A 24856-nucleotide genomic window follows, 5' to 3' on the forward strand; every position below is an offset into this window, starting at 1 on the left:
CAATACTACACAAACTCCCTTCGATCTCCAGGATCGCTTGAGGATTTTTAGGCGATCGATAACCCACCCTTACGCGATCGCAATCGGCAAGTCAAACTCTAAAAATTTCTTGTTATCCTGGACTGGTACTGCTATTCTATTTCAGTCGCACCGCTCCACTTCTTGGGGCATTCTAAGCAGTACCGTTGCTGATGCCTGAATTATGTCTACTTCTTTGCCGAACGCTCCGCGCCACGAAGTGCATGCACTCGAATCTTTGTCGCTCGAAGAAGCACTCAAACACTATTTTGGGTATGACAGTTTTCGTCCAGGTCAACGGGAAATTATTGAACATACCTTATCCAATCGCGATCAGTTGGTAATTATGCCCACGGGGGGCGGAAAATCGATTTGTTTCCAGCTTCCGGCATTGTTGAAACCGGGATTGATGATTGTGGTGTCGCCGCTGATTGCATTAATGCAGGATCAGGTCGAACTGTTGCGCGATAACGGGATTGCAGCGACGTTTCTCAATAGTAGTTTGTCGGCTGAAGAACGTCGATCGAGAGGCCGAGCGGTGATGGAAGGGCGGATTAAATTACTCTATGTTGCACCAGAGCGATTGTTGAGTGAGGACTTTCTGCAAGGGGTGATGCCGCATATTACGGAACGGGTCGGGATTTCGGCATTTGCGATCGATGAAGCGCATTGTGTGTCCGAATGGGGACATGATTTTCGACCGGAATATCGGCAATTGAGTGTTTTACGATCGCGCTATCCGAACATTCCGATTATTGCTCTAACAGCAACGGCAACTCATCGAGTGCGTGAAGATATTGTTCAACAATTGAACTTACATCAGCCTCGTGTTCATGTGTCGAGCTTTAATCGAACTAACCTTTACTACGAAGTTCGCCCGAAGACTAAGACTGCTTATCAAGAAGTCGTTAAACACATTAAAGAAACTCCGGGTTCAGGAATTATCTATTGTTTAAGTCGAAAACGAGTTGAGGAGATTGCGACAAGATTAAAGCAAGATGGAATTTCAGCGCTGCCGTATCACGCGGGTTTGAGTAACGAAACTCGCAAAGAGAATCAGACGCGCTTTATTCGGGATGATGTGCGGGTGATGGTCGCTACGATCGCGTTCGGCATGGGAATCAATAAGCCAGATGTTCGATTTGTGATTCACTATGATATTCCGAAGAACATTGAAGGTTACTATCAAGAATCAGGACGAGCGGGGCGAGATGGAGAACCTTCGACCTGTACGCTGTTTTATAGTTATGCGGATGTTAAGACGATCGAGTACATCATTTCTCAGAAAGTTGATCCGAACACTGGGGATGCACTCGAAGATGAGCAACGAATTGCAACTCAGCAATTGCGCCGAGTGATTAACTTTGCAGAAGCAACCGAATGCCGTCGAACCATTCAGCTTTCCTACTTTGGTGAAGATTTTCCAGGAAGCTGTGATAACTGTGATAACTGCAAGTTTCCGAAGCCTGTAGAAGATTGGACAGTGGAAGCTCAGAAGTTTCTTTCTTGTGTAGCTCGGTTTGCTCAGCGGGGGCGAACATTCGGAATGGTTCATACGATCGATGTTCTACGCGGTTCCAAAAGTAAGCGAGTTCTGGATAATCACCACGATAGTTTGAGCACTTACGGGATTGGAAAAGACATCAGTGCAGAAGATTGGAAAACGCTAGGACGCTCTTTGATTCATCAGCGGTTAGTCGATGAGTCGAGTGATGGCTATTCAGTTCTAAAGCTAAATGATCTGAGTTGGGAAGTACTCCGGGGAGAGCGGAAAGTTAGTATTGCGATCGATAAAGCGAAACCTGCGGTAACAGTTCAGCAAATTACTCCGGTTGATACACCAGAATCTGAAGAATTATTCGATCGCTTGCAAAAACTCCGTAAACGATTGGCTGATGAACAATCAGTGCCGCCGTATGTGGTGTTCTCGAATGCGAGTTTGCGAATTATGGCGCAACAACAACCGCAAACCCGTCAACAGTTCTTGAACATCTCTGGAGTCGGAAGTCGCAAGCTTGCACAGTATGGCGATGTGTTCTTAGAGGAAATTCGATCGTTTAGACAAGAAATCGGCTTACCGATCCAGACTGAGACCGCACCAGAACCAACCGTGACGAAGCTCGATTCGGCTCCCATTCCACCGGGTGCGAATGAAGCAACATACACACAGCTTTATACACTTGAGCTATTCCAGCGAGGTAAGAAACCGTCAGAAATTGCAGAAGAGCGGAATTTGCGCTTGAGTACGGTGATGACGCATTTGGCGGAATTGATTGAGATGAAATATTCAGTCGAACTCGATCGATTAGTTTCGCGCGATCGACAAGCGAAAATTCTCGAAGCGGTGCAGCAAGCGGATGAATTCTCGCTGTCTAAAATTCGCGATCGCTTAGATGAAACGTACGGATGGGATGAAATTCGATTAGTGCGATCGTGGTGGACTGCTCAGAATAACTAAAGCTCTTTGAATTCGTACACAACAATTCCAGTTTCCGCGTCATTGCTAATCTCGACATAGCCACTTTTTAGCATCTGATTCAGTAATGTTTCGACTTGCTGAAAGCTTAATCCGGTTGCCATTACGCCTTGAGTCACAGAGAGTTTTCCGCCGCGTGATTCGGCAGCTTTGAGAAGCTCGATCGTGGCTTGCTGTTGAGAAATTGCCGGGGGTACATCGAAAAGTTTTGGCGATCGAAGTCCTGCAAACTTTTTAACGGGAAGGGTAACTTGCTCGATTTTGAGTGTGGTTGGATTTTGGTCTAACAAAGGCTGGTATTTTTCAGCCAATCGCGCATTATGCACCTCAACCATTTTGGGAATCAAGATCAGATCCAGCAATTGCCCGAATCCAAATAGCCCAAATGTGCCGAGCCAGAGTACCCCTGTAGCTTTTTCGCCATTGTACAAACGGTGTAATCCTGACACACCAAACAATCCGCCTAACCAAAGAACGTAAGCGACACCGACTTTATTCATACTCTTGACTCGATCGCATATCGACATGATAACGAATCGTTAGCTTTCAATCAGCGTCCTTAAATCAGCTTCCGAAAGGATTGTAACTCCCAAAGATTGAGCCTTTTCAAGCTTCGATCCCGCCTTCTCTCCAGCCACTAAGTAATCGGTCTTTTTGCTGACTGAGTCGCTAACCTTGCCTCCCGCCTGTTGAATGAGTGCTTGAGCTTCATCGCGCTTCAAAGTGGGTAAAGTCCCCGTGATCACAAAAGTTTTGCCCGAAATCGCGGTTTCAACTTGTGCCACTGGAGCCGCTTCACCTTCGAGTTGCACCCCTGCTTGACGTAATCGATCGACAAGTTCCTGATTCCCATGATTCTGAAACCACTCATACACCGATTGAGCAATCTCAGACCCGAATCCTGGAACGGCTTCAATCTGTTCGGGTGTCGCTTGTGCGAGTTGGTCAACTTTCGGAAAAACTTCAGTGAGTGTTTGCGCGTTCACACTGCCGATATGACGAATTCCTAAACCGAATAAGACTCGCGACCAAGGCTGAGATTTTGAATGCTCGATCGCATTAACAATCTTTTCAGCGGACTTTTTGCCCATGCGTTCTAGGGTTAAGAGTTGCTCGATCGACAATTCATAAAGATCCGCCACCGAATGCACTAGATGACTATCGACCAATTGAGCCACCAGTTTTTCACCGACTCCATTAATGTCTAAGGCATCCCGACTCGCCCAATGGGTTAACGCTCCCCGTAAAATCGCTGGACAAGACGCATTAATACATCGAGTCACTGCTTCATCTTCCGGTTTAACCACAGCTTCACCACACTCCGGACAGTGAGACGGCATCTCATACGGTTGCGCTTCCGCAGGTCGTAACTCTTTGAGAACTCGCAACACTTCAGGAATAATTTCGCCTGCTTTGCGAATAATCACCGTATCGCCAATTCTGCAATCGAGTTCTGCAATACGATCGCGATTATGCAACGTCGCTCGTGAAACGGTTGTACCCGCTAATTGAACGGGTTTTAATTCTGCAACGGGTGTGATCGCGCCAGTCCGCCCGACATTGACGCTAATGTTTTCCAAAATAGTAGGAGCTTCTTCAGCAGGGTACTTCAGCGCGATCGCCCAACGCGGAAATTTTTGCGTAAAGCCGATTCGTTCTTGCAGCGCGAGAGAATTAATCTTGATCACAACGCCATCGGTCATGTAGCGCAGTTTCGTTCGATCGATTGACCAGCGATCGCAGTATTCCTGCACTTCTTGAAAATTCGCACACCGTTGACGCTCTGGATTCACTCGAAAGCCCATGTGTTTGAGCAGTTCCAAGGCTTCCCACTGAGTGTGTAACTCACCAGGAAAGTGCAGCGTATAAGCAAAGAAATCTAATTGACGTTGGGCAACAATTCGCGAATCGAGTTGCCGGAGTGTACCAGCGGTTGCATTTCGGGGATTGGCAAAGAGGGATTCTCCGGCTTTTTCTCGATCGCGGTTAATCTGCTCAAAGGTATCGAGAGAAAGAAACGCTTCACCCCGAATTTCAATCAGTTCAGGCGGATTTTCTAAATTGAGCCGCAGCGGAATCGATCGAATCGCCCTCACATTTTGGGTAATTTCTTCGCCAGTCACACCATCGCCGCGAGTTGCACCCCGCACGAGAACGCCATTTTCATAAGTTAGCGCCAACGCATTCCCGTCAATTTTCAACTCGCAAACATAGTCATATTCGGTAACATCGGAAGCCGCTTTTTTCCAGCGCTGTTCCCAGGTTGCTAAGTCATCGTTACCGAAAGCATTCTCTAAGCTGTAGAGTGGAACGTTATGCTTGACTGAAGTAAATTGACTCGCAGGACGTTCACCGACGCGCTGAGTAGGGCTGTCCGATGTGATCAGTTCTGGGTACTGAGTTTCGAGGGTTTGCAGTTCGCGATAGAGTCGATCGTAAACGGCATCATCGATCGTCGGTGCATCGAGCACATAGTATTCGTAACTCGCTTTTTGCAACAGGCGTTTGAGTTCTTGTACTCGCTGTTGAATCTCCGGAGTGAATTGCGCGACTGAATCCATGCCTCTATCCTTTGCCCATTAAACAGAGCTTAGTGTACTGCGGAAAATCACTCCTCTACCAAAAAAGTGATCTCGCAGATATTTTAGTACTATTGAACTATTTAGCGCAAGCAAAGATTAACGAATATTTTTAGGAGAAGCAGGCGGTTTGGGAGGCTGAGGCTCGTGGTGATCAAATACCTCATCATCGATCGCGCCCCGCACTGAAAATGATTGCAGCGGAATGCCAATCTGAATTCCTTCCACATCCAAAGCGTTCTTTAACCGCTTGCGAAATTCGCGCCCGACGTGCCACTGCTGCAACGGTTGAGTTTTAATCCAGATTCGCAATGTCACCCCTTCATTACTGAGATTCTCAACGCCTAAGACATCGGGTGACTCTAGAATCTTGCTCTCCCAGTCTGGATCGTGGCTGAGTTCTTCCCCGACTTTTTCGATCAGGTGAATCGCTTGATCGACATCAGCATCGTAAGAAATGGCGATCGCTAAATCCACCCGCGACCAATCCTTCGACAGATTTTCGACAATGGTAATTGAGCTATTCGGAATCGTGATTAGTCGCCCTTCTGAGTTCCGAATCTGTGTGATCCTGAGGCTAATCGATTCGACCAATCCGCTCACTGTTCCGACTTGGATCACGTCCCCAACTGCATATTGATCTTCAAATAGAATTAGAAATCCATTGATCACATCTTTAATCAAGTTTTGAGATGCTAAAGAGATACCGATCCCAATAATTCCAGCACCCGCTAACAACGGTAAAATCTCAATTCCAAGCAACGACAAAATTGTAATCAGAGCAACGCTAATCCAAGCAAGTGTTACCAAGCCTTTGATCACCCGCGAAAACGTTGAGAATCGCAGTGCAACCCGTTGAGATACATCCGGAGTGGATTGCTGAGAAATATCTAATGCGCCAAAAATTCGATCGATTAACAAATCACTCAATCGACTCAGTAGATATGTTGAAACAATTACCCCCAAAACTTTCAGCGGCGTAGATAGTACGAACGGTTGCAGCGATCGCGTTTGAGGAAACAGCCCCAAGATAATAAATCCACCTGCCGCCCAGATTAACAATTGAACTAACTGAAGCGATCGACGTTGAACATCTCTCATGGTTCGCTGCTGTCGATTCGCTAACTGTTGCTTCACGATCAACTCAGTGCGGGAACTCGCTTCTTCTGGGACATTCGGCGGTAATTCAGAAAAATTTGGGTCTTTAGTCTGCGATCGCTTCTGTCGTTTTCTCAAAAAACATTGCACCCGTGACACGATCCAACTGAGCGCGAACATTCCGCCCAAAATCGCGATCGCTTTTCCGCTTTGTGCTGCCAAATTATCGGGTTGGCGTTCCTGTCGTGCCGTTGCTAAACCATCTCGAATGACACGGGTCAATTCTTGAGCATAAACTGCTGGCTCTTGTCCTTGCAATTGAGCATCTAGCGTTGTCACCGTCATGAGGTACTGCCCATTCACCCGAATGATCGGGAGATTGCTGCTCGAATCGATCGCTGACGTGACTTCTAAACCAGAACTCGATTGATTTGCAAATCGGCGCAGATTTGTCTCAATGCCTTGGACTCGAAGATCGAGTGCGCTGGTTTGATTCGGTTGGTCTGACTCGCTATTCGCAGCTACCGCAACCCGAAACAGTTCCCGCCCATCTAACCGGACTGGAGCCGTTCTCACATCGGTATTGCTCAATTGCGGCAGTTCAATCTTCGGAGTCGGCAGGATGGGACTTTGTGCCAACACCGTTGGAGTCAGAATTAGCAGAAAGCTCAATACGAGCGTGAGAATAAACCGACGCGATGCCTTTGGCACAGGGAAACCTGCTCTCACACCACACCTCCTAGTGCTCATCAATCGAGGATTCTAGTTGAAGGATCTCGTCGATCGTCTCTCCACTAAGAAAGATGCCTCTTGAGTGAAAAGATATCGTAAGAGGTTAGAGAATGCTTTAAAGTCTTCTCGCTGCGTTGCTCACCCGCCCCGGAATGGAATTCGGGGCTAATCAAACGAAGTCCACTAAAGGGGACTAAAAGCCAAGATCAGTCTCTTCAGTCCTTTTCAAAGGACTTCGCACCGTTAGCCCCGAATTCCATTCCGGGGCGGACGTGAACGAAGCGGAGGGATTCAACGACACCTTTTAACAATCTCAACAACTCACTAAGCCCATTTTCAAAGCGCGAATAATTGCCTGAGTCCGACTCGTCACCCCTAACTTATGAAAAATCGCCGTTAAATGCGCCTTTACCGTCGCCACTGAAATATACAACCGAGTCGCAATTTCTTCATTCGATGCGCCCTGAACGAGCCAAGTCAACACCTCCTGTTCTCGATCGGTTAAATGCAATTTCGCTTTCGCATCCAACGCTTGCCCATTGTAAAACCGGAACATCTGAAAGAACCGCGTCGCCAAATCTGGAGAAAGATAAACCTGATCATTCAACACGGTTGTAGTCGCATTAAACAATTCGGTTGCTAGTTCCGTCTTGACCACGTAACCATTTGCGCCCGCTCTCATCGCTCGAAACACCCATTCTTCTTCTTGATGTCCAGAAACTACAAGAATCTTCGATCGATGTTCCAATTTCACCAATTCATTCAGCGCTGTGATTCCATCGCCGTTCGCTAATTCCATATCGAGCAAAATCAACATTGGGCGTTGTTGTTCTGCGAGTTGTATCGCTTGATCGGTAGAAGCTGCTTCTCCGATGACTTTGAATTTTCGATCTTGAGTCGTGCTGTAGAACTGAAGCAGCGTTTGAAGTCCCTGGCGAAACTTGCTGTCATCATCAACTAATAAAACTGAAATTTGTTGCTGGGCGGGAACTGTAGAAATCATGTTGCACTCGTAAAAGATGGAACTTCGATCGCAGGAACGATCGATAATTTAGGCTGTTGTCTTGGAAGGGTAAATGAAAAGGTTGCGCCGCCTGTCGGACGGTTGCTGACCCAGATTTGACCGTGATGCGCCTGAATGATTTTTTGAGCGATCGCCAATCCCAGTCCGGTTCCTTCCGGGCGACGCGAATAGAACGGGGTGAAAACTTGCTCTAGATCGACTTCTGATAATCCTGTCCCTTGATCAGAGACTTCGATTAGAATCTCTTGCGGTGAAACTTTCCAAGCGCATTCGATCGTGCTCGATTCAGGACTAAAGTAAATCGCATTCGTCAGGAGATTATCGAAAACTTGCTTGAGTTGCCACGCATCGACATCGATCGACAGTCGCGATCGGGAATATTCCACGCGAATTTGCTTTTCTGTTAACCAGGGTTGAAGCTGTTTCACGCTCTGAGTCAGGATCTCACTCAAATCATGCTGCTCGATTCGGAGCGGTTTTTGTTTAATGGAAATTTGTTTGAAATGGCGATGAATATCTTGAATCGAGGATTGAATTGACTCTAAATACGATCGTGATTCGTTTTCAAGCACCGTTGATAAAAGGACTTCTGTATAGATTTGAATTAATGCGATCGGGCTTTTAACCTGATGTTCGATGTGTTGATTTCTTTGCTCGATTTGCTGTTGTGCCTGACGTTGAATGGAAAGCTCTCGAACGGTTGAAAGATGATGACTTAGAAGATTCGCAACGTTTTCAATAAAGTGTTTCTGTTGAGAAGTTAGAAGCTTGGTTGTACCCAGTAGTAAATATTCGGGCTTACTCTGGCTGATCGGGCAGGCATAGAATCGCCGCCGTGACCCTGTAAACACTTTTTTCAAGCGCCCAACAGAATTTTTGATCCACCAAGATTCTGAAGCGAGAAAGGACTGGTCATCTGGCTCTAAAAGCGACCAAAATTCTCGACCATAGACAACCGACTGACGTTTCGACTGTTCTGGCGATTGATAAACCAGTCGAATTCCGACACCCGGCAAGACCGACAGGATTTGCTCAATTTGAAGCCGACAGAACAATTGCAGCGGAGAATCAGGCTCAACTGTATCAGGAGCAATTGAAGTAGGACGCAGAACAACAGAGGGAACAACGGCTCGCATAACACCACAAAAGTCCGGAAGATCAGGGAAGCACAAGCAAGCACATCACCGTTTAGGTAACCTAAACTAAATGAGTTGCAACTTAAGCACATAGTTAAAAAAACATACTTTCAGATAATCGCATCACCGAAAAATCCTCAAAATTCCCTGATTTTCACAAAATATCTCAGCAATTTCACTGAGGAAAGCAATATTAATAGCACATATTTTGTAAAGACCCGATTTCGGTATAGGTTTTTCTTGATTCTCCTGGAAGTAGGGAAACCCGCACTCACTACATAGCAAGCCTCGCCCAATAAAATAGAAGCGCAAAGCGCGATCGTCGCGCACAATGAAGAGCATTCCACCTTCTAAGAATCTGGACGAGGCTTATGACAACGATCTTAGAGCAGGGAAATATCTCAATTCATACTGAGAATATTTTCCCAATTATCAAAAAGTGGCTGTATTCGGATCACGAGATTTTTCTGCGTGAATTGGTATCGAACGCGATCGATGCCATTCAAAAGCTGAATATGGTATCTCGCTCCGGTGAATTTTCCGGCGAGGTGGGCGACTTAGAAGTCTTGATTACGATCGACAAAACGAATCAAACGCTGTCGATTTCAGATACCGGAATCGGAATGACTGCCGACGAGGTGAAAAAATACATCAACCAAGTCGCCTTTTCCAGTGCAGAAGAATTCGTCGAGAAGTACAAAGCTAGCGGCGATCAGCAAATTATTGGACATTTCGGTTTAGGCTTCTATTCGTCGTTTATGGTGGCGAAACAAGTCGAAATCGATACGCTTTCCTACAAAGAAGGCGCACAAGCGGTTCACTGGTCTTGTGATGGCTCTACAGAATTTAGCCTCACAGATTCAGCGCGATCGACACGGGGAACTACGGTTAAGTTAACGCTACAAGATGAAGAATTAGAATATCTTGAGCCACACCGCATTCGTCAGTTAGTCAAAACCTACTGCGATTTTCTACCGTTCCCGATCAAGCTGGAAGTTCTGGCTGCCGAAGGTCAAGAAATGACCGCTCCAGAACAAATCAATCGCCAGAAAGCGCCGTGGAAAGAATCCCCAAGCAATCTGACGAAAGAAGATTATCTAGAGTTCTATCGCTATCTCTACCCGTTCCAAGAAGATCCGCTCCTTTGGGTTCATCTGAATACGGATTACCCGTTTGTGGTGAACGGTATTCTCTACTTCCCGAAGCTTAAACCGGATGTCGATGTCACCAAAGGACAAATCAAACTCTTCTGCAATCAAGTGTTTGTCAGCGATAACTGTGAGGAAGTTGTCCCACGCTTTTTGTTACCGCTGCAAGGTGTAATTGATAGCGTCGATATTCCGCTGAATGTATCTCGAAGCTTTTTGCAGAACGATCGAACCGTTCGACGAATTGCAGACTACATTGCGAAAAAAGTCGGCGATCGCTTAAAAGAACTCTACCGCGACGATCGAGAATCCTATGTCCGCAGTTGGCAAGACCTAGGAACGTTCGTAAAATTTGGTTCTCTCAACGATGACAAGTTCAAAAAACAAGTTGAGGACATTCTGATTTATCGCACCACTGCCAGCGAACCGCCGAAAGTGGAAGTCCAAACTCAAGAAAGCGATGCGTGGCAAGACGCTGCACAAAGCAATACTGTAGACGGTAAAACTTACACCACGCTCAAAGAGTATCTAGAGCGGAACAAAGACCGTCACGAAAATCGAGTGTTCTACTGCACTGATGAAGTCACACAAGCAACTTATGTCCAGTTGCACACCAGTCAGGGCTTAGAAGTCCTATTCATGGATTCCTTTATCGATAGTCACTTCGTCAGCTTCTTAGAGCGGGAATATTCACATATCAAATTCTCTCGCGTTGATTCTGAACTCGATGAAACGCTGATTGATAAAGACAAATCTGAGATTGTTGATCCGAACACGAATCAGACTCGTGGTGAACAGATCAAATCATTGTTCCAATCTGCGTTAGGCAAGCCGAAATTAACGGTCAGAACCGAAGCATTGAAAGGAGATTCTGCGGCTCCGCCTGCGATGGTTTTATTGCCGGAACATCTGCGGCGAATGCAGGAAATGACCGCGTTACTGCAACAAAGCTCGATCGAGTTTCCTGAAGAACACATTCTGTTAGTCAACACCTCACACCCGATGATTCAGAACTTGATGAACATTAGTCAAGGTGCGATCGTGACTGGCGATTCGAGTTCTCCCTCGGCTGAACTTGCCAATATGATTTGTCATCATGTTTATGATTTGGCATTGATGGCTCAGAAGGGCTTTAATGCAGATGGAATGAAGGCGTTTGTTGAGCGATCGAATCAGGTACTCACGAAATTGACTGAACGTGCTTTGAACTAACCCAAACAAAAACCCTCCTAACTCAAACCAAGCTAGGAGGGTTTTCAAATTTAAAACCAATTAGACCGCAGCAAAGTATTCTTTCGACTTCACCGGATCAGGACTCATCGTTTGATCACCCGGCTTCCAACCTGCGGGACAAACTTCATCCGGGTGCGATTGAACATACTGAATCGCTTGCAGCGTCCGCAACGTTTCATCCACACTCCGACCGAATGACAAGTTATTGATCGTCGAATGTTGGATCACACCATCTTTGTCAATGATGAACAAACCGCGCAGTGCAATTCCTTGTTCGGGGTCGAGAACATTGTAAGCGGTGCTGATTTCTTTTTTGATGTCAGAAACCAAAGGATAGTTCAGGTCGCCCACGCCACCCGACTTACGATCGGTTTGAATCCAAGCCAAGTGTGAAAACGCGCTATCTACTGATACTCCAAGGATTTCAGTGCCGATCGCTTTAAAGTCTTCGTAGCGATCGCTAAATGCGGTGATTTCGGTCGGACAAACAAAGGTAAAATCGAGCGGATAGAAGAACAGCACGACGTATTTACCGCGATAGTCAGACAGTTTGATGTCTTTGAATTCCTGATCGATGACAGCCGTTGCTGCAAAGTCCGGCGCGTTCTGACCGACACGCAAGCATCCTTCTTGGGTCATGGGATTTAATTCTCCTTGCAAGAGTAGCAGTGTTCGTCTCAAGATTACGAAACAGTTACAACTATATCATAGTCATTACGATTTTGACCTACGATGATCCCTGAAGTTGAAACTGCACTTTTACGCCTGCATTCCCGTCGCTCAGAGTGGCTGAAAGTCAGTACAGAGGCACGAATCGATTATTTGAAGCGCTGTATGGCGGGCGTGATGGAAGTCGCGGAAGAATGGGCGATCGAGGCTTGCAAAGCGAAAGGAACTGAGTCAGCCGGGGAAGAGTGGCTCACGGGAGCAGTGCCGACCTTGATGATGTTAAGAGCGATCGTGAGAACGTTGGAAGGACGATCGACGAAAATTGAAAACGGAATTGCGCGGGTGTTTCCGGATCATTTGCTCGATCGATTGTTGTGGCTCGGATTTCGGGGCGAAGTTTGGGTCGATCGAGCTTCAACTGTAAAACACGATCGCTCTGCAATTTCCTTGGTATTAGGTGCGGGAAATGTTGGCTCAACCGCTCCATTAGATGCACTTCACAAGTTATTTGCAGAAAATCAAGTCGTTCTACTCAAAATGAATCCCGTGAATGACTACGTGGGGAAATTTTTAGAGCAAGCCTTCGAGCCATTGATCACCGATGGTTTTTTGCAAATTGTTTACGGTGGTACAGATGTCGGAAGCTATCTTTGTCAGCATCCTAAAATTGATTCGATTCATGTCACTGGGTCACATCATACGTATTACGCGATCGCAAATTCATGCTCAAAACCCATTACTTCCGAACTCGGCTGTGTCACTCCCGTTCTAATCGTTCCGGGCAATTGGTCTGAATCTGATCTGAAATTTCAGGCGCGTCATGTTGCCAGCATGGTTGTGCATAATGCGAGTTTTAACTGCGTGGCAGCGAAAGTGATTGTGACCGCGAAAGGATGGAAATTGCGCGATCGCTTTCTCGATTTACTCCGACAAGAATTTGCGAAAATTCCGAATCGAAAAGCGTACTATCCGGGAGCACAAGAGCGATATCAAGCGTTTCTCGATCGCTATCCCCAAGCCGAAATCTTTGGCACTCGAACTCAAAACATTGTGCCGTGGACGTTCATTCCAGAGATTCAAGATCACTATGCTTTGCAGACTGAAGCATTTTGTGGTGTGTTGGCGGAAGTCAGTTTAGAGGCAACGAGCGCAGAAGAATTTCTCGATCGAGCCGTTCCCTTCTGCAATGAGAAAATCTGGGGGAATCTCTCTTGTGTGATTTTGACGAAAACACCTGTAGAGAAAGCGATCCGAGATTTGAATTATGGCGCGATCGGCGTGAATGTTTGGACAGGTGTGATTTACGCTTTACCAGACTTAGCTTGGGGTGCGTATCCCGAAAATGAGCACAATGATATTCAATCGGGTCAAGGATTTGTGCACAATGCTTATTTCCTCGATCGACCCCTGAAATCGGTTCTTTATGCCCCGTTCCGAATTCGTCCAACTCCATTCTGGTTTGCCGATCATCACAATTTGCTCCAGTTTGCGAAACGGGCAGCAGAACTGCAAATTTCACCAACTTGGAGCAAATTCGTTCAGGTTATCTTTGCGGCAGTTCGAGGTTAGGCAGATTTCGGTTTGAATAATCCGCCGAGTTTTTCGCCCACAGACGCGATCGCGCTCTGAACCGCATTCTGAACCCCTGGCTGTGGACGAACTGCCAATTGGATTTCTTCGTCTTTGAATTCTTTCAATCGATAGCCGTATTCCAAAGAATCGCGCTCTTGTCGCAGTCTGGGAAATAAGCGGAATGCGCCTTTCAAGAGTTCTTCTTCGTTGGCAAAAATGGCGGCGTTGATTTGCGTCGATCGTTTTACTGCGACCGCGCCGATCGGGAACCATTGAAGCTGCTTTTTGCCCTGGACTCGGAGATAAATTTCATATTCCGGGAGTCCTTTCGATTTGAAATCATCGAACTGCTTAGAAGCTTGAGTCCGCTTCTCGGTTCCCGTCGATTTTTTCTTCTCTTTATGAACTTTCTTACCGAATCCAGGAGAGGTTGTCATAGTTGCAGTTACAAAATGTCCTATTACAAAAGTTTACATCATTCTCAGACTGCACCCAATAAACTCGCCATTAATGCTTTTTGTGCGTGCATTCGATTTTCCGCCTGATCCCAAACTTTTGATTGTTTGCCTTCGATCACTTCATGCGTGATTTCTTCGCCTCGGTGAGCGGGAAGGCAGTGTAAAACGATCGCATCTTTTTCCGCATAGCTCATCAGTTCGTCATTCACTTGATACGGCTGAAAAATTGGAATTCGGCTTTCGGCTAAATCTTCCTGTCCCATACTTGCCCAGACATCGGTGTAAATCACATTCGTGCCTTTAGTCGCAGCGATCGCATCTTCAGTCAGCACAACCTCAGATTTTCCGTCCGCAATCTTTTGAGTCAGTTCAACGATCGACGAATCCGGTTTGTAATCCGCAGGAGTCGCAATTCGCACATTCATCCCCACCAAAGCACACCCAATCATGAGAGAATGCGCCACATTATTCCCATCACCAACATAAGTGAGGGTCAAACCAGACAACGTAGAGAATGTTTCTTGAATCGTTTGTAAGTCTGCCAAAATTTGACAGGGATGCTCTAAATCAGTCAAGGCATTGATGACGGGAATTTCCATCTCGTTTGCAAACGTTTCGAGATCCGACTGTTCAAAGGTGCGAATCGCGAGAATATCGAGATAGCGATCGAGCACTCGTGCCGTATCTGCGATCGGTTCTCCGCGACTAACTTGAGTGGCATTCAACGGCAGATCTAAAACTTGACCGCCCAAATGATACATTGCAGTCGAAAAGCTCACACGGGTTCGAGTCGAGGCTTTATAAAACAACAATCCCAACACAGGCGCGTGACCCTTCACGATCGGGCGCGGCTGCAATTTTCCTACCTTTAATTGTGCTGCAATCTCTAATAGTTCCAGCACTTCATCTGAATTGAGATCGGACAATTTCAATAAATCTCTTCCCTTGAGTGATCCCATCTGATGCCTCTCTTAAAAATTAAAAATCGCTCCCTACTTGAGCGTAAAGGAGCGTTCTGTTACCAAGAGTAGCAAATCTATCCGATCGAGCAAAATCCGACTTAAGCCGCTTTCAATTGCACCAACAATTTCTGCCATTCTGCTAACATTGCCGGATCGGACGGTTGACCCCGCACCATCAGCACGACCCCTTCTTCAACCTGCCGCACTCCAAACTGATTCTCATTCACCAATTTTTCTAAAACAGGCAAAGTTCGGAACAATTCAGAGCGACTATCTTTAAACGCTTTACTGTGAGTTTTCAGATTCCAAAGATCCGCGATCGCATATTCAATGTTGACGATCTGTTTCTGCTCGTTGTAAATCTCCAGCACCGGAAGCCGAACGATAATGCGGCGCGTCGAAAGCTGTGGAATCAGATGTGTCGTGGTACTCACACTCACATCTTTTGGAACATTCCGAATCACATTATTAATATGAACGGCTCTTTCCCACTGGCGCGGCAACGGAACATACACTAAAGGGCGCACCGAATCTGGGATGATAAACGAAAAAGCTCGATTTGGATTGCCGCTGAACATGAAAATCAAAGACAGCACAATGCAGATCTTCCACCATCGACGAAACTTTGGCGTAAAGCGATCGGGGTGACGTTCCCACCACAAAATCGCTCCATAAAACAGTCCTGGAACAACGGTTACTGCATATCGTAGCCAAATCGTTAAAGCCGTTTGTCCCGCTTGAGAAAAAAGCACAATCAGTGGAAATCCAGCAATGATCCAAGCGGCTCCCGACACCGCAGGCACAAACGCCAGTGAAACCCAATGACCCGCGAGATAGTTCATTCGTCGATCGAAGGGCAAAAACAAATATTCCGCGAGTCGAATCGGATGTGTAATCATGCCCCACAGCACTTGTAGTGTCGTCGGTTCATCCGTGTCTACAAACTGTCTAAATCGCTTTGCCAGATACAACCGAGACACATCTGGCGAAAACTGCGGCTGAATCAAATTCGTGACAACGACCACATAACTAAAACTGACCAGACAGAGCGCCACCCCAATCCAAGGATGCCGCCGACTGACGATTAGATAGACTCCGATACCAAAGAGAATAATTCCGATTTCTTGTCGAACACCCAGCACCAAAGCCACACCAATCCAGAACCAAACCCATTTCTTTTTTTCTAATGCCAGCAGCGTCCCAAATGCAAATAACGGAATCTGACAATGCTCATAAAAGTTCGCCACCGTTGAGCCAATGACCGGGATCGCGCTGTAATAACTGCCTGTAATCCAAACTGATAACTGGGGCGATAATCGTTGTCGTGCCAGCGCATAGAGCATCAATCCTCCCGCCGTCATCAATCCAACTTGCAACACGAGCAACGTGATCGGATGCGGAAAAAGCGCGTACAGCGGCAACCATAATAGAAAGTCAATAACGAAATGTTGACCTAGATGGATAAAAGATACGATCGGAGTCGCTCCGTCTTCGAGTGATGCAACAGAGTTCGCGGAAGTCAGTGAACTTTGGAACCAGCGCCCGTGTAGATTATTCCAAAACAGTTGATTGAATAATCCTTGATCGTAAGAGGTATAGAAAGAGAAATAGCGATTGAGCGAAATAGCTAATACAAGACAAAAAAAGATCGCCGCTAAAATCAAGGCTCGTCGGAATCCTTTTTGTTCTCGACTCGGTAAAATCGCTTTCAACGCTTTCATTTCATCTCCTGCCAGTCTTTCGTCAATACTTCGCCCCATTTTGCCGCGAGTCCGACTTGAGTGAATGGAACCTCAATCGTGCGATCGCTTAATTCAAACGCCAACTCGACCTTTTTCCCCTTACTCGGTGGCGCATTCAAATTAACCGCTTGATCATTCACCAACAAGCGAATATCCTTCACCGCTTTCAGCGAAAAAGATTCCGTTTCGGTCACTGCTTTTCGAGTCGCCTTTCCCACGGTTAAGACATCTTCTTTTTGTCCCAGAACCGAGTAAATATCATATTTCGCCCGTCCAAACGGGTCTGCCCAGCGTCGATAAGTTTCGAGCGTTTGATATTCATTCCATCCCGCATACGCAAGTCCGATAAACGCCGCCAACAAGGGCAACCACAAGAGACCGTGGATCATAATCGCATCTGTTCAAGAAACATTTCCCATCGTATAGCTTCATTGTTCTAAACACACGAGAACAGAGGTATCCGCTATCGTGATGCTAGTAGGATTAGACACCCATTCGATATGAGAAAGCTCCTGATCATCGCCCTGGCTCTTGTGGGATTCGGTTGGGCGATCGTCCAATTTCCGGGTTTAGCCGCTCAAGGTGTGTACGAAGATATCATTCTCGATTTCCGTGATGATCTCGCACCCGCTGAGATTCAAACTCAGTTGAATACGATCGCCGAAAATTATCACGTTCAACCGAAGTTAAATAGCCGATTTTCAACCCCCGAACATCTCTACATTGTTCCCGGTGATCAGACGCTCCTCAAAGCGCTGAAGCAATCCGATCTGAAGCGTTACACCGAAGCGATCGAGCCTGATTATCTCTACCGCATTCCCGGCGGTGAAACCCTCAAATCCGTTGATTCTAAGTCTGACCCTAAACTATCGGCTCAAGCTCCAAACGATCCGATGTACAGCAAACAATGGAATCTGCACAGTATCGGTATCGAATCAAGCTGGACAGAAACCAAAGGACGCGGTGTAACCGTTGCGGTGATTGATACTGGAGTCTCGAAAGTTCCCGATCTAGAGCAATCGAATTTTGTGACTGGATACGATTTTGTCAACGATCAAGACAATGCCGAAGATGATAACGGACATGGAACACACGTTGCAGGCACGATCGCACAATCGACTAATAACAATTTCGGTGTTGCTGGAATTGCTTACGAAGCAAATATTATGCCGCTGAAAGTTCTCAGTTCTTTCGGAGGTGGAACCGTTGCCGATATTGCCGAAGCGATTCGATTTGCAGCCGATAACAAAGCCGATGTGATTAACCTCAGTTTGGGAGGTGGCGGCGAAAGTTCGGTTCTCAAAGATGCGATCGATTACGCTCACAGTAAAGGAGTGGTCGTAGTTGCAGCGGCAGGAAATGCAGATCAAAATGCAGCAGATTATCCGGCTCGATATCCTCATGCGATCGCGGTTGCGGCGTTAGATGCCTCTGGCGAAAAAGCGCCTTATTCTAATTTTGGTGCAGGTGTAGACATTGCCGCTCCGGGTGGCTCGACTGTTCAAGGTGAAGCGGGTGGCATTCTGCAAAACACGCTCAATCCGCAAACAGGCGAATCGATGTTTGCCGCTTTTCAGGGTACGAGTATGGCAGCTCCTCACGTTGCAGGAGTTGCCGCATTAATCAAAGCCGCAGGTGTGACCGAACCTGATGAAGTGTTAGCCGTTCTGACGCAATCAGCGCGGAAAGTTGAATCCGATGAACTCAATCATTTCGGAGCCGGAAAACTCGATGCGTCGGCGGCTGTAAAACTTGCACTCCACGGCAAAATTACCTTTAACGACTTCTTCCGGTGGTTGCGCGATAATGGCTATCTCAATCCGCGATTCTGGATCGATGGTGGCGTGATTGCACTCTTGCCCAAAGTTGCGATGGTGCTCGGATCTTATCTCTTAGCATGGTTCTTGAGAGTCTACTTCCCGTTTAGCTGGAGTTGGGCAATGTCTTCGGGGTTAGTGATGGGAAGTTCTGGATTGTTCTTCCTCAAAGGACTGTACCGATTCGATATGCCACAATTCCCGTTCCGCATTTTAGGAAGCTCTCTACCGGAACTCGGTAGCGCGATTCAAGCAAGTGGCGCACTTAATCCGATTTCTGCCAGTGTGGTGATTCCGTTTATTCTGCTTGCGTTATTGTTAGGAAATTCTCAGGGTCGATCATTTGCGATCGGAACCACGATCGGGGTCACGGCATTCCTGGGAATTAGTGCGATCGTTGATCCACAACTGATGTGGCTGGGGGGTGGCTTGATCGGTCGAACTTATCTTGTCGTTCAAGCGATCCTCTGTTTTGGACTGGCAAGACTCGCTCTACAAGCAGGAGAACGAACGGTATGACTGTGACAGGTGTAATTCAGCGTAAAGGATTTGGAACGGGGGCTTGGGCGATCGATGCCGAGAATGGCAAGTCGTACGAGTTGCACAATCCCCCCAAAGAACTGCAAGAAGCGGGTCTCAAAGTCAAAGTGGAAGGTGAGGTCCGTGATGATGTGATGAGTTTTGCCATGATTGGGCAAATTCTCGAAGTGAAGCAGTTTGAGATTCTATGAGCGGTTTAGCGCGACCGATCTTTTTGACGAGCCAGAAGACGATCGCGCAGTCCTGCTGATGGAAAACGTTGTTCATTTTCTGCTCGAACTCCTTTAGCAAGTTGCTGCTGTTGTTCCAAATAACGGTCTATCTCGTCTCGATTTCGCAAGTAGTAGCTAATCACAGCATATACATCCGCTAAATCAAGTGAGGAGTATTGTGCTGCGATTTCTTCTGCTGTTGCTCCTTGCTGAAAAGCATGAATCAATGTTTCTAGAGTCACTCTCGTTCCACCCACAAGAATCACGCCGTCTGCGTTTTTAGCCAACGGAACAGATTGAGCCGCGATCGGGAATATAAACGGCATATACAAAAGCTCAAAGTTGGAATGCTCCTTGATCGTATAGTATTCCTAATGCAAGCGGACTGAAGGACTGTGAAGTTTTTGGCGGATGAGAATTTGAAAGGATCGCTTGTGCGAGGATTGCGCTACCAGCGACCTGATCTGGATCTAGTGCGGGTTCAAGATATTGGTTTGTCTGGTGCAGATGATCCAACTGTATTAGAATGGGCAGCGCAAGCAGGGCGGGTTTTGATTACACATGATGTGAAGACAATCACGAAATACGCCTACGATAGACTATCGCAAGGTTTGGGAATGCCTGGAGTGATTGAGGTGAACGATCGGAGTGCGATCGCTCAGTGTATTTCAGATATTCTTTTGCTTGCTGAGTTTGAGGAAGAATGCTGGGGGCAAATTCGATATGTTCCCCTTTGATCTAAAAAAGTGCAACCGAGAAGGTAAAAATTCCTGTCTCAGTTGCACTTTTTGTTTTGATAGATTCTACAAGCTACTGTGGGTCTTGATTCACCGGAACTAACTTGTAGAGCGTTTCACCGTTCGGCTTATCTGCTGGAGGTGCAGCCGCTGGTAGATTGACAATTCGTTGCGCTGGAACCTGAACATCATTCGCGAGCGCTTTCACTGCATTCACTGCATTTGTCACAGTTTTCATTGTTCCACTCACACCCTCTGCGGTTTGTCGGACTGTACTCACAGTACTTCTCACCGTTTGGCTCACGTTTGTGGTCACGCTACTCACCGCATCATTCACATCTTTGGCAGAACCATCAATGTTTTCAGCAACACTGCTCACCGAACTGCCAATCTGCTGAACGGCTTCATTGAGATTGTCAGCCGTAGATTTCGCGGTTCCTCCCACGTTTCTAATCGTTCGATTAAATCGCGCTGTTGTTTCTGGGGTCAAAAGCGCTGCGACCAAACCGCCCAAAAGTGCCCCGATCGAGGCTCCAATGACAATTCTGGTCAAACCGCTTCCGTTCCCCGGATCATCATCTCCTGGTGAGTAGCTAGAACCATTCACCGGAGGGGTTTCTGCTGTTGAGAACTGATTGCTATTCACCACGATCGCAGGTCTCCTAATTTGCTCACTTGAAGGGTTGAATCAGTCTGTTCGCTCAAACGTCTCATAGTAACTGGTAGTGGTTGGATCGACTGCGGCTTCCTCGCTCATGCCTGAGTATCCGTAAGACGGCTCTGCGTCCATTCCAGACGGCTGCATCGAATCGATGTCCATCTCGATCGACTTGCTTGGCATTCCTTGATCCATCATCGATTGTCCTGTGGTCGCAACATCGTTGATGGTTTGGCTGGTTGTTCTTCCGGTTTGGTCGATCGCATTTGCAGTTGTAGAAGCAGCTTGCTGTGTGCCTTTGCTAATTGCTTCACCCGTTTGCTGAATCACATTGGAGGTGCTGGATGCGACTTGCTGAACGCCTTGTGCGACGTTCTGTGCAACTTCAGATGTTCCACCGACAACGGCGTAGCTTACACCATCTCCAATGCTTTGTGCGGCTTCTCCAAGACCTTTTGCGGTTGTTCCCAGTCCTTCACCGATCGTGCCGAGTGCTTTGCCAAATCCTTTAGAAGCGCGGTTGAATCCTTGAGACAGTTTTTTACCAGCTAAAAGTCCGATCGATGCACCGATCAGTCCGCCGATTAATGCTCTTGTAAGCGGGGAGTTAGAGGAACTGTCCGATTTGATTTCGGGTTGATTGTTCGTTGCGGGTTGGCTACTTGTTTGAGGTTGGTAGGTGCTTGATGTCGAACGGTATTCTGATGGTGGTGTAGACACCGAGGGTTGAGAATTGCTGGCTTGAGTTGTAGAGAATTGATTTTCGCTTACCATGATGTATTTCCTAAAGCAAAGCTTGTTAATTCATGAATGACAAAGTGCATTGCCATCTACAGCAAAGCTAACGGCTTTACTTTAGGAGAAAATGCCTCTAAAGGCTGACTTATCTTTATTCGCAACTAACCAAAAAAAGAAAGATGGAATTCTGAATTCATTGCTCAAGGACTAGAGAAATCAGTCATTTGAGAGAGTTTTATCTTTCTCTTTCTATTAAGGCGTGTTTTAAAACCCCTCGCTTCGTTCACTTCCGCCCCGGAATGGAAACGTCTATCGCCTGAATTATGCAGAGGTAGAATCTAAGTGCCAGCAAATGAGACAGCGCAACGCGTGCGGTTCTCGTTGCTTGAAAGGCTGATGGCTTCAAGAAAAGAGGATTCTATATTACGGTTGATCTAACTTAAAAATCATTCAAATTTTATTTACTTAAACCTGAAATAAAGCATTCACTCTTCTTTAAGGGCATCCTATCAAGTAATGTTTCGAGAAAGTGAAACGAGATGAATCGTGCTTGGCTCAGCTTGGGATTGATGGGGATGGGGTTGATAGTCAGTGTCGATCTCAGTTCGGCTCAAACGGTCGTACCAGATGGGTCATTGAATACGATCGTCAACACTTCAAACAATCGTGACTTCACCATCACCAATGGCGCCGCAGCAGGTAGCAACCTGTTTCACAGCTTCCGCGAATTCTCGATTCCAACAGGCGGTTCTGCCACTTTTGATCTGGTTAACACGCATAATATTTCCACGATTTTTAGTCGAGTAACTGGTAGCAATGTTTCTAGCATTGATGGACTAATCAAAACCAGTAACAGCATCAGTCCAGTGAGTTTATTTCTCCTCAATCCCAATGGCATCCTCTTTGGGACAAATGCTCGACTCGACATCGGTGGATCGTTCATTGGCACAACTGCTACCAGTGTCAAGTTTGCCGATGGTACAGAGTTTGCCGCCAATTCGAGTACTGCACCGCTCTTGACGATGAGTGTGCCGATCGGCTTGCAAATGGGACAAAACCCCAGTGCAATCTCAGTCAACGGAACCGGACACACGCTGCAATTGCCAGGTACTTATGCACCCGTGATTAGAACCAGCCCACCCACATCCGGATTGCAGGTCAAGCCGAATCGAACTCTGGCACTCGTCGGAGGCAATGTGACGCTAGATGGCGGCGTTCTGTCAGCCCCGCAGGGAAGGCTAGAGATCATCAGTGGTAGCAGTGGCAGCGTCAGCTTAATACCCGTTGCTCAAGGCTGGGACTTGAATGCAGATTCTCTGCAAGCTGATCGAGATATTTTGCTCACGAATCGATCGTCCATCGAAGCGAGTGGAGCGGGCAACACAGCCCTTCAGCTTGTCGGCAAGACGATTCAGATTCGCAATGGCTCGATCGCGCTCATGGTAACTCAGGGATCTCAACCGCCCGGAAGTTTTCAGATTAAAGCGTCCGAAGCCTTTCAACTCTCTGGACTGGATCGATCTGGCAGGCTTGGCAGCTTTGTGATCAATGATGTCTTTGCTGGAACAGGTGCAGATATGTTGATCGTGGCTCCTCAGATCAGGCTATTAGATGCGGCGATGGTTCATGCGAGAGCCTTTGGCAGAAGTCAAGCAGGGAATGTTGCAATCAAGGCATCTTCGATTCAACTCGATGGACAATTCGACACCAATTCGACAATCCGCACTAGACTTGCTGCTTCAACACTCGGTCAGAGCAATGCAGGAATCCTCACGATTTCAGCGGATCAACTCCTTGTTCTCAATAGTGCAATCATTTCATCTTCTAACCTGGGCAGCGGACGGGGTGGAGATATGATCATGGTTGCCAATACGGTCAAGGTTGATGGCTTTAGTCCGCTCACTCAACAGCCCGCTCTCGTGACTGTCTCGGCTTTAGGAGTAGGGAATGCAGGCAAATTGAGCATCAACACCCAAGAATTAAGCGTGACTCGCGGAGGCAATATCAACACGTCAACGCTAGCGAGCGGTAATGCTGGCAGTTTGGAGATTACTGCGACTCGATCGATCGAAGTGAGTGGGGGTGTGCCGTCCTTGAGCGGCGAGGTCGAGGTGAGTAGAATCGCGTCGGCGGCAAATGTGGTGTCTCGCGAGACTCAACAAAATCTAGGATTGCCGCCAATCCCAAGTGGTGCAGCGGGCAGTCTGACCCTCAACACACCCTCGTTGAGTATCCTAAATGGCGCGACGGTTAGGGTTAGCAACCTGGGGTCAGGAAACGCTGGGACATTGAACATCAACGCGAACTCTATCTACTTGAACGGGGGTAGCATGATCGAAGCGGTGACTGCGGTGGGCGATGGCGGCAATCTCTCCCTAACGGCTCAAACGCTCTTACTGCGCGATCGCGCTTCGATTACGGCAACCGCAGGCGGAGCAGGCAACGGCGGCAACATCACCATTCAGTCTCCGATCGTGCTGGGATTAGGAAACAGTGACATTGTTGCGAATGCGGACAGGGGGCAAGGGGGCAATATCGCCATCACGACTCAAGGTATCTTTGGCTTGCAGAACCGCGATCGCCTCACACCCGCCAGCGACATCACCGCCAGTTCCAAATTTGGCATTAACGGAACTGTTCAAGTCAACAATGTTGGCGTTGACCCCAACGCTGGCTTAGTCGAACTCTCAAACACCCTGATTGATCAAACCCAACAACTTACAGCAGGATGTTCCTCGAATCAAGGCAGCAGTTTTGTGATGACGGGACGCGGGGGCATCCCAATGAATCCGCTTGACCAAACAGCAGGTCGCCATCGCACTTGGACAGATCTGCGTTCTCTCTCTCTAAGCAATCAACCTGTCAGGGCTGAATCAACTTTACCATTAGTGGAAGCCACGGCTTGGAAACGCGATCTCAATGGGAGAGTCCAACTGATTGCAGAAAGCCCTATACCATCGACGCAGACTGCGACTTGTGCAGGAGGTGATCGCTAGGAGGAAGTGAGATCGTAACAGGGCGGGGGCACTCTACAGATACCCTTTCTCTTGAAATAGAAAGCTGTGAATCGTGCAGTCATTGATCTAGGTTTGCTCTGCTTTAGTGCTGGTATGTCTAGTAGATGAGTCAGAAGCGGTTGCATCGATCTCAGGATAAGGTTCTCAACTCCTAGCATAACTCAGGCGATAGACCCGAATTCCATTCGGGGCTAACAGTGCGAAGTCCGTTGAAACGAACTAAAGAGACTCAAATTGGCTGTTAGTCCCCTTCAGTGGACTTCGTTTGATTAGCCCCGAATTCCATTCCG

Annotated in this window: 20 protein-coding genes; 7 read left to right on the forward strand and 13 right to left on the reverse strand. The window is 47.2% G+C overall.

Features of this window, described 5'->3' with window-relative positions; genetic code table 11:
• Window positions 1-202: 202 nt before the first annotated feature.
• Complete coding sequence (gene recQ, locus NIES2104_RS26455) at window positions 203-2476, forward strand: DNA helicase RecQ (protein ID WP_059001340.1); 2274 nt, start codon at window positions 203-205, stop codon at window positions 2474-2476.
• Here the strand turns inward: recQ and NIES2104_RS26460 are convergent.
• The 5 genes from NIES2104_RS26460 to NIES2104_RS26480 all read right to left on the reverse strand — a co-directional run bounded on the left by NIES2104_RS26460 (window position 2473) and on the right by NIES2104_RS26480 (window position 9063).
• Window positions 2473-2994, reverse strand: coding sequence for an NINE protein (locus tag NIES2104_RS26460; RefSeq protein ID WP_059001341.1), 522 nt, complete (start codon window positions 2992-2994; stop codon window positions 2473-2475). The genes recQ and NIES2104_RS26460 overlap by 4 nt on opposite strands.
• 39 nt (window positions 2995-3033) lie before the next feature.
• A complete protein-coding gene (gene ligA / locus NIES2104_RS26465) occupies window positions 3034-5055 on the reverse strand; it encodes an NAD-dependent DNA ligase LigA (RefSeq protein ID WP_059001342.1) in 2022 nt (673 codons plus the stop codon).
• Between the two features lie 117 nt (window positions 5056-5172).
• Complete coding sequence (locus NIES2104_RS26470) at window positions 5173-6900, reverse strand: mechanosensitive ion channel family protein (RefSeq protein WP_192843633.1); 1728 nt, start codon at window positions 6898-6900, stop codon at window positions 5173-5175.
• 316 nt (window positions 6901-7216) lie between these two features.
• Window positions 7217-7906, reverse strand: a complete 690-nt coding sequence (locus NIES2104_RS26475) for a response regulator transcription factor (protein WP_059001344.1) — start codon at window positions 7904-7906, stop codon at window positions 7217-7219.
• Window positions 7903-9063, reverse strand: a complete 1161-nt coding sequence (locus tag NIES2104_RS26480; protein ID WP_059001345.1) for a sensor histidine kinase KdpD — start codon at window positions 9061-9063, stop codon at window positions 7903-7905. The genes NIES2104_RS26475 and NIES2104_RS26480 overlap by 4 nt, the downstream gene beginning before the upstream one ends.
• A gap of 371 nt (window positions 9064-9434) precedes the next feature.
• On the opposite strand from NIES2104_RS26480, the gene htpG reads away from it, so the two are divergent.
• Window positions 9435-11423 (forward strand): molecular chaperone HtpG, encoded by a 1989-nt coding sequence (gene htpG / locus NIES2104_RS26490; protein WP_059001347.1) that lies wholly within the window; start codon window positions 9435-9437, stop codon window positions 11421-11423.
• 60 nt (window positions 11424-11483) lie between these two features.
• Here htpG and NIES2104_RS26495 read toward each other — a convergent pair whose 3' ends face one another.
• Window positions 11484-12083 carry a peroxiredoxin gene (locus NIES2104_RS26495; RefSeq protein ID WP_059001348.1) on the reverse strand — a complete coding sequence of 200 codons (600 nt, stop codon included), beginning with the start codon at window positions 12081-12083 and terminating at the stop codon, window positions 11484-11486.
• Between the two features lie 93 nt (window positions 12084-12176).
• On the opposite strand from NIES2104_RS26495, the gene NIES2104_RS26500 reads away from it, so the two are divergent.
• Window positions 12177-13682 carry an aldehyde dehydrogenase family protein gene (locus NIES2104_RS26500; RefSeq protein ID WP_059001349.1) on the forward strand — a complete coding sequence of 502 codons (1506 nt, stop codon included), beginning with the start codon at window positions 12177-12179 and terminating at the stop codon, window positions 13680-13682.
• Here NIES2104_RS26500 and NIES2104_RS26505 read toward each other — a convergent pair.
• The 4 genes from NIES2104_RS26505 to NIES2104_RS26520 form a co-directional block, all read right to left on the reverse strand.
• Window positions 13679-14122 (reverse strand): HHL1-like protein, encoded by a 444-nt coding sequence (locus NIES2104_RS26505; protein WP_059001350.1) that lies wholly within the window; start codon window positions 14120-14122, stop codon window positions 13679-13681. The genes NIES2104_RS26500 and NIES2104_RS26505 overlap by 4 nt on opposite strands.
• A gap of 44 nt (window positions 14123-14166) precedes the next feature.
• Window positions 14167-15102 carry an ornithine carbamoyltransferase gene (gene argF / locus NIES2104_RS26510; protein WP_059001351.1) on the reverse strand — a complete coding sequence of 312 codons (936 nt, stop codon included), beginning with the start codon at window positions 15100-15102 and terminating at the stop codon, window positions 14167-14169.
• Window positions 15103-15203: 101 nt separating this feature from the next.
• A complete protein-coding gene (locus tag NIES2104_RS26515; protein ID WP_082690086.1) occupies window positions 15204-16826 on the reverse strand; it encodes a DUF2079 domain-containing protein in 1623 nt (540 codons plus the stop codon).
• Window positions 16823-17236: a hypothetical protein gene (locus tag NIES2104_RS26520; RefSeq protein ID WP_059001352.1), complete on the reverse strand. Its 414-nt coding sequence runs from the start codon at window positions 17234-17236 to the stop codon at window positions 16823-16825. The genes NIES2104_RS26515 and NIES2104_RS26520 overlap by 4 nt, the downstream gene beginning before the upstream one ends.
• Window positions 17237-17347: 111 nt before the next feature.
• On the opposite strand from NIES2104_RS26520, the gene NIES2104_RS26525 reads away from it, so the two are divergent.
• Entirely contained in the window at window positions 17348-19183 is a 1836-nt protein-coding gene (locus NIES2104_RS26525; RefSeq protein ID WP_059001353.1) for a S8 family peptidase, read from the forward strand.
• The gene (locus tag NIES2104_RS26530) at window positions 19180-19395 is read left to right on the forward strand and encodes a hypothetical protein (protein WP_059001354.1); all 216 of its coding nucleotides are present in this window, start codon (window positions 19180-19182) and stop codon (window positions 19393-19395) included. Before NIES2104_RS26525 ends, NIES2104_RS26530 begins: the two co-directional genes overlap by 4 nt.
• Window positions 19396-19400: 5 nt before the next feature.
• On the opposite strand, the gene NIES2104_RS26535 is transcribed toward NIES2104_RS26530, so the two are convergent.
• Window positions 19401-19742: a DUF433 domain-containing protein gene (locus NIES2104_RS26535; protein WP_059001355.1), complete on the reverse strand. Its 342-nt coding sequence runs from the start codon at window positions 19740-19742 to the stop codon at window positions 19401-19403.
• A gap of 69 nt (window positions 19743-19811) precedes the next feature.
• Here NIES2104_RS26535 and NIES2104_RS26540 point away from each other — a divergent pair, with 69 nt between their 5' ends.
• Window positions 19812-20153, forward strand: coding sequence for a DUF5615 family PIN-like protein (locus tag NIES2104_RS26540; protein WP_059001356.1), 342 nt, complete (start codon window positions 19812-19814; stop codon window positions 20151-20153).
• Window positions 20154-20226: 73 nt separating this feature from the next.
• On the opposite strand, the gene NIES2104_RS26545 is transcribed toward NIES2104_RS26540, so the two are convergent.
• Both NIES2104_RS26545 and NIES2104_RS26550 read right to left on the reverse strand, forming a co-directional pair.
• Window positions 20227-20802 (reverse strand): hypothetical protein, encoded by a 576-nt coding sequence (locus NIES2104_RS26545; RefSeq protein WP_059001357.1) that lies wholly within the window; start codon window positions 20800-20802, stop codon window positions 20227-20229.
• A 39-nt stretch (window positions 20803-20841) separates the two neighbouring features.
• Window positions 20842-21585, reverse strand: coding sequence for a hypothetical protein (locus NIES2104_RS26550; RefSeq protein ID WP_059001358.1), 744 nt, complete (start codon window positions 21583-21585; stop codon window positions 20842-20844).
• Window positions 21586-22088: 503 nt separating this feature from the next.
• On the opposite strand from NIES2104_RS26550, the gene NIES2104_RS26555 reads away from it, so the two are divergent.
• Window positions 22089-24545, forward strand: coding sequence for a filamentous hemagglutinin N-terminal domain-containing protein (locus tag NIES2104_RS26555; protein WP_059001359.1), 2457 nt, complete (start codon window positions 22089-22091; stop codon window positions 24543-24545).
• The last annotated feature ends 311 nt before the right edge of the window (window positions 24546-24856 follow it).

The organism is Leptolyngbya sp. NIES-2104 (genome assembly GCF_001485215.1).
In the GTDB taxonomy this organism is placed as follows: domain Bacteria; phylum Cyanobacteriota; class Cyanobacteriia; order Leptolyngbyales; family Leptolyngbyaceae; genus Leptolyngbya.

Bases quoted from the DNA above. Each gene is read 5' to 3' on its own strand.
- NIES2104_RS26505 (WP_059001350.1), bottom strand. From the start codon at position 14,122: ATGACAACCTCTCCTGGATTCGGTAAGAAAGTTCATAAAGAGAAGAAA.
- NIES2104_RS26480 (WP_059001345.1), bottom strand. From the start codon at position 9,063: ATGCGAGCCGTTGTTCCCTCTGTTGTTCTGCGTCCTACTTCAATTGCT.
- NIES2104_RS26500 (WP_059001349.1), top strand. From the start codon at position 12,177: ATGATCCCTGAAGTTGAAACTGCACTTTTACGCCTGCATTCCCGTCGC.
- NIES2104_RS26460 (WP_059001341.1), bottom strand. From the start codon at position 2,994: ATGAATAAAGTCGGTGTCGCTTACGTTCTTTGGTTAGGCGGATTGTTT.
- NIES2104_RS26520 (WP_059001352.1), bottom strand. From the start codon at position 17,236: ATGATCCACGGTCTCTTGTGGTTGCCCTTGTTGGCGGCGTTTATCGGA.
- NIES2104_RS26535 (WP_059001355.1), bottom strand. From the start codon at position 19,742: ATGCCGTTTATATTCCCGATCGCGGCTCAATCTGTTCCGTTGGCTAAA.
- NIES2104_RS26530 (WP_059001354.1), top strand. From the start codon at position 19,180: ATGACTGTGACAGGTGTAATTCAGCGTAAAGGATTTGGAACGGGGGCT.
- NIES2104_RS26475 (WP_059001344.1), bottom strand. From the start codon at position 7,906: ATGATTTCTACAGTTCCCGCCCAGCAACAAATTTCAGTTTTATTAGTT.
- NIES2104_RS26525 (WP_059001353.1), top strand. From the start codon at position 17,348: ATGAGAAAGCTCCTGATCATCGCCCTGGCTCTTGTGGGATTCGGTTGG.
- recQ (WP_059001340.1), top strand. From the start codon at position 203: ATGTCTACTTCTTTGCCGAACGCTCCGCGCCACGAAGTGCATGCACTC.
- argF (WP_059001351.1), bottom strand. From the start codon at position 15,102: ATGGGATCACTCAAGGGAAGAGATTTATTGAAATTGTCCGATCTCAAT.
- NIES2104_RS26495 (WP_059001348.1), bottom strand. From the start codon at position 12,083: ATGACCCAAGAAGGATGCTTGCGTGTCGGTCAGAACGCGCCGGACTTT.
- NIES2104_RS26550 (WP_059001358.1), bottom strand. From the start codon at position 21,585: ATGGTAAGCGAAAATCAATTCTCTACAACTCAAGCCAGCAATTCTCAA.
- ligA (WP_059001342.1), bottom strand. From the start codon at position 5,055: ATGGATTCAGTCGCGCAATTCACTCCGGAGATTCAACAGCGAGTACAA.
- htpG (WP_059001347.1), top strand. From the start codon at position 9,435: ATGACAACGATCTTAGAGCAGGGAAATATCTCAATTCATACTGAGAAT.
- NIES2104_RS26515 (WP_082690086.1), bottom strand. From the start codon at position 16,826: ATGAAAGCGTTGAAAGCGATTTTACCGAGTCGAGAACAAAAAGGATTC.
- NIES2104_RS26555 (WP_059001359.1), top strand. From the start codon at position 22,089: ATGAATCGTGCTTGGCTCAGCTTGGGATTGATGGGGATGGGGTTGATA.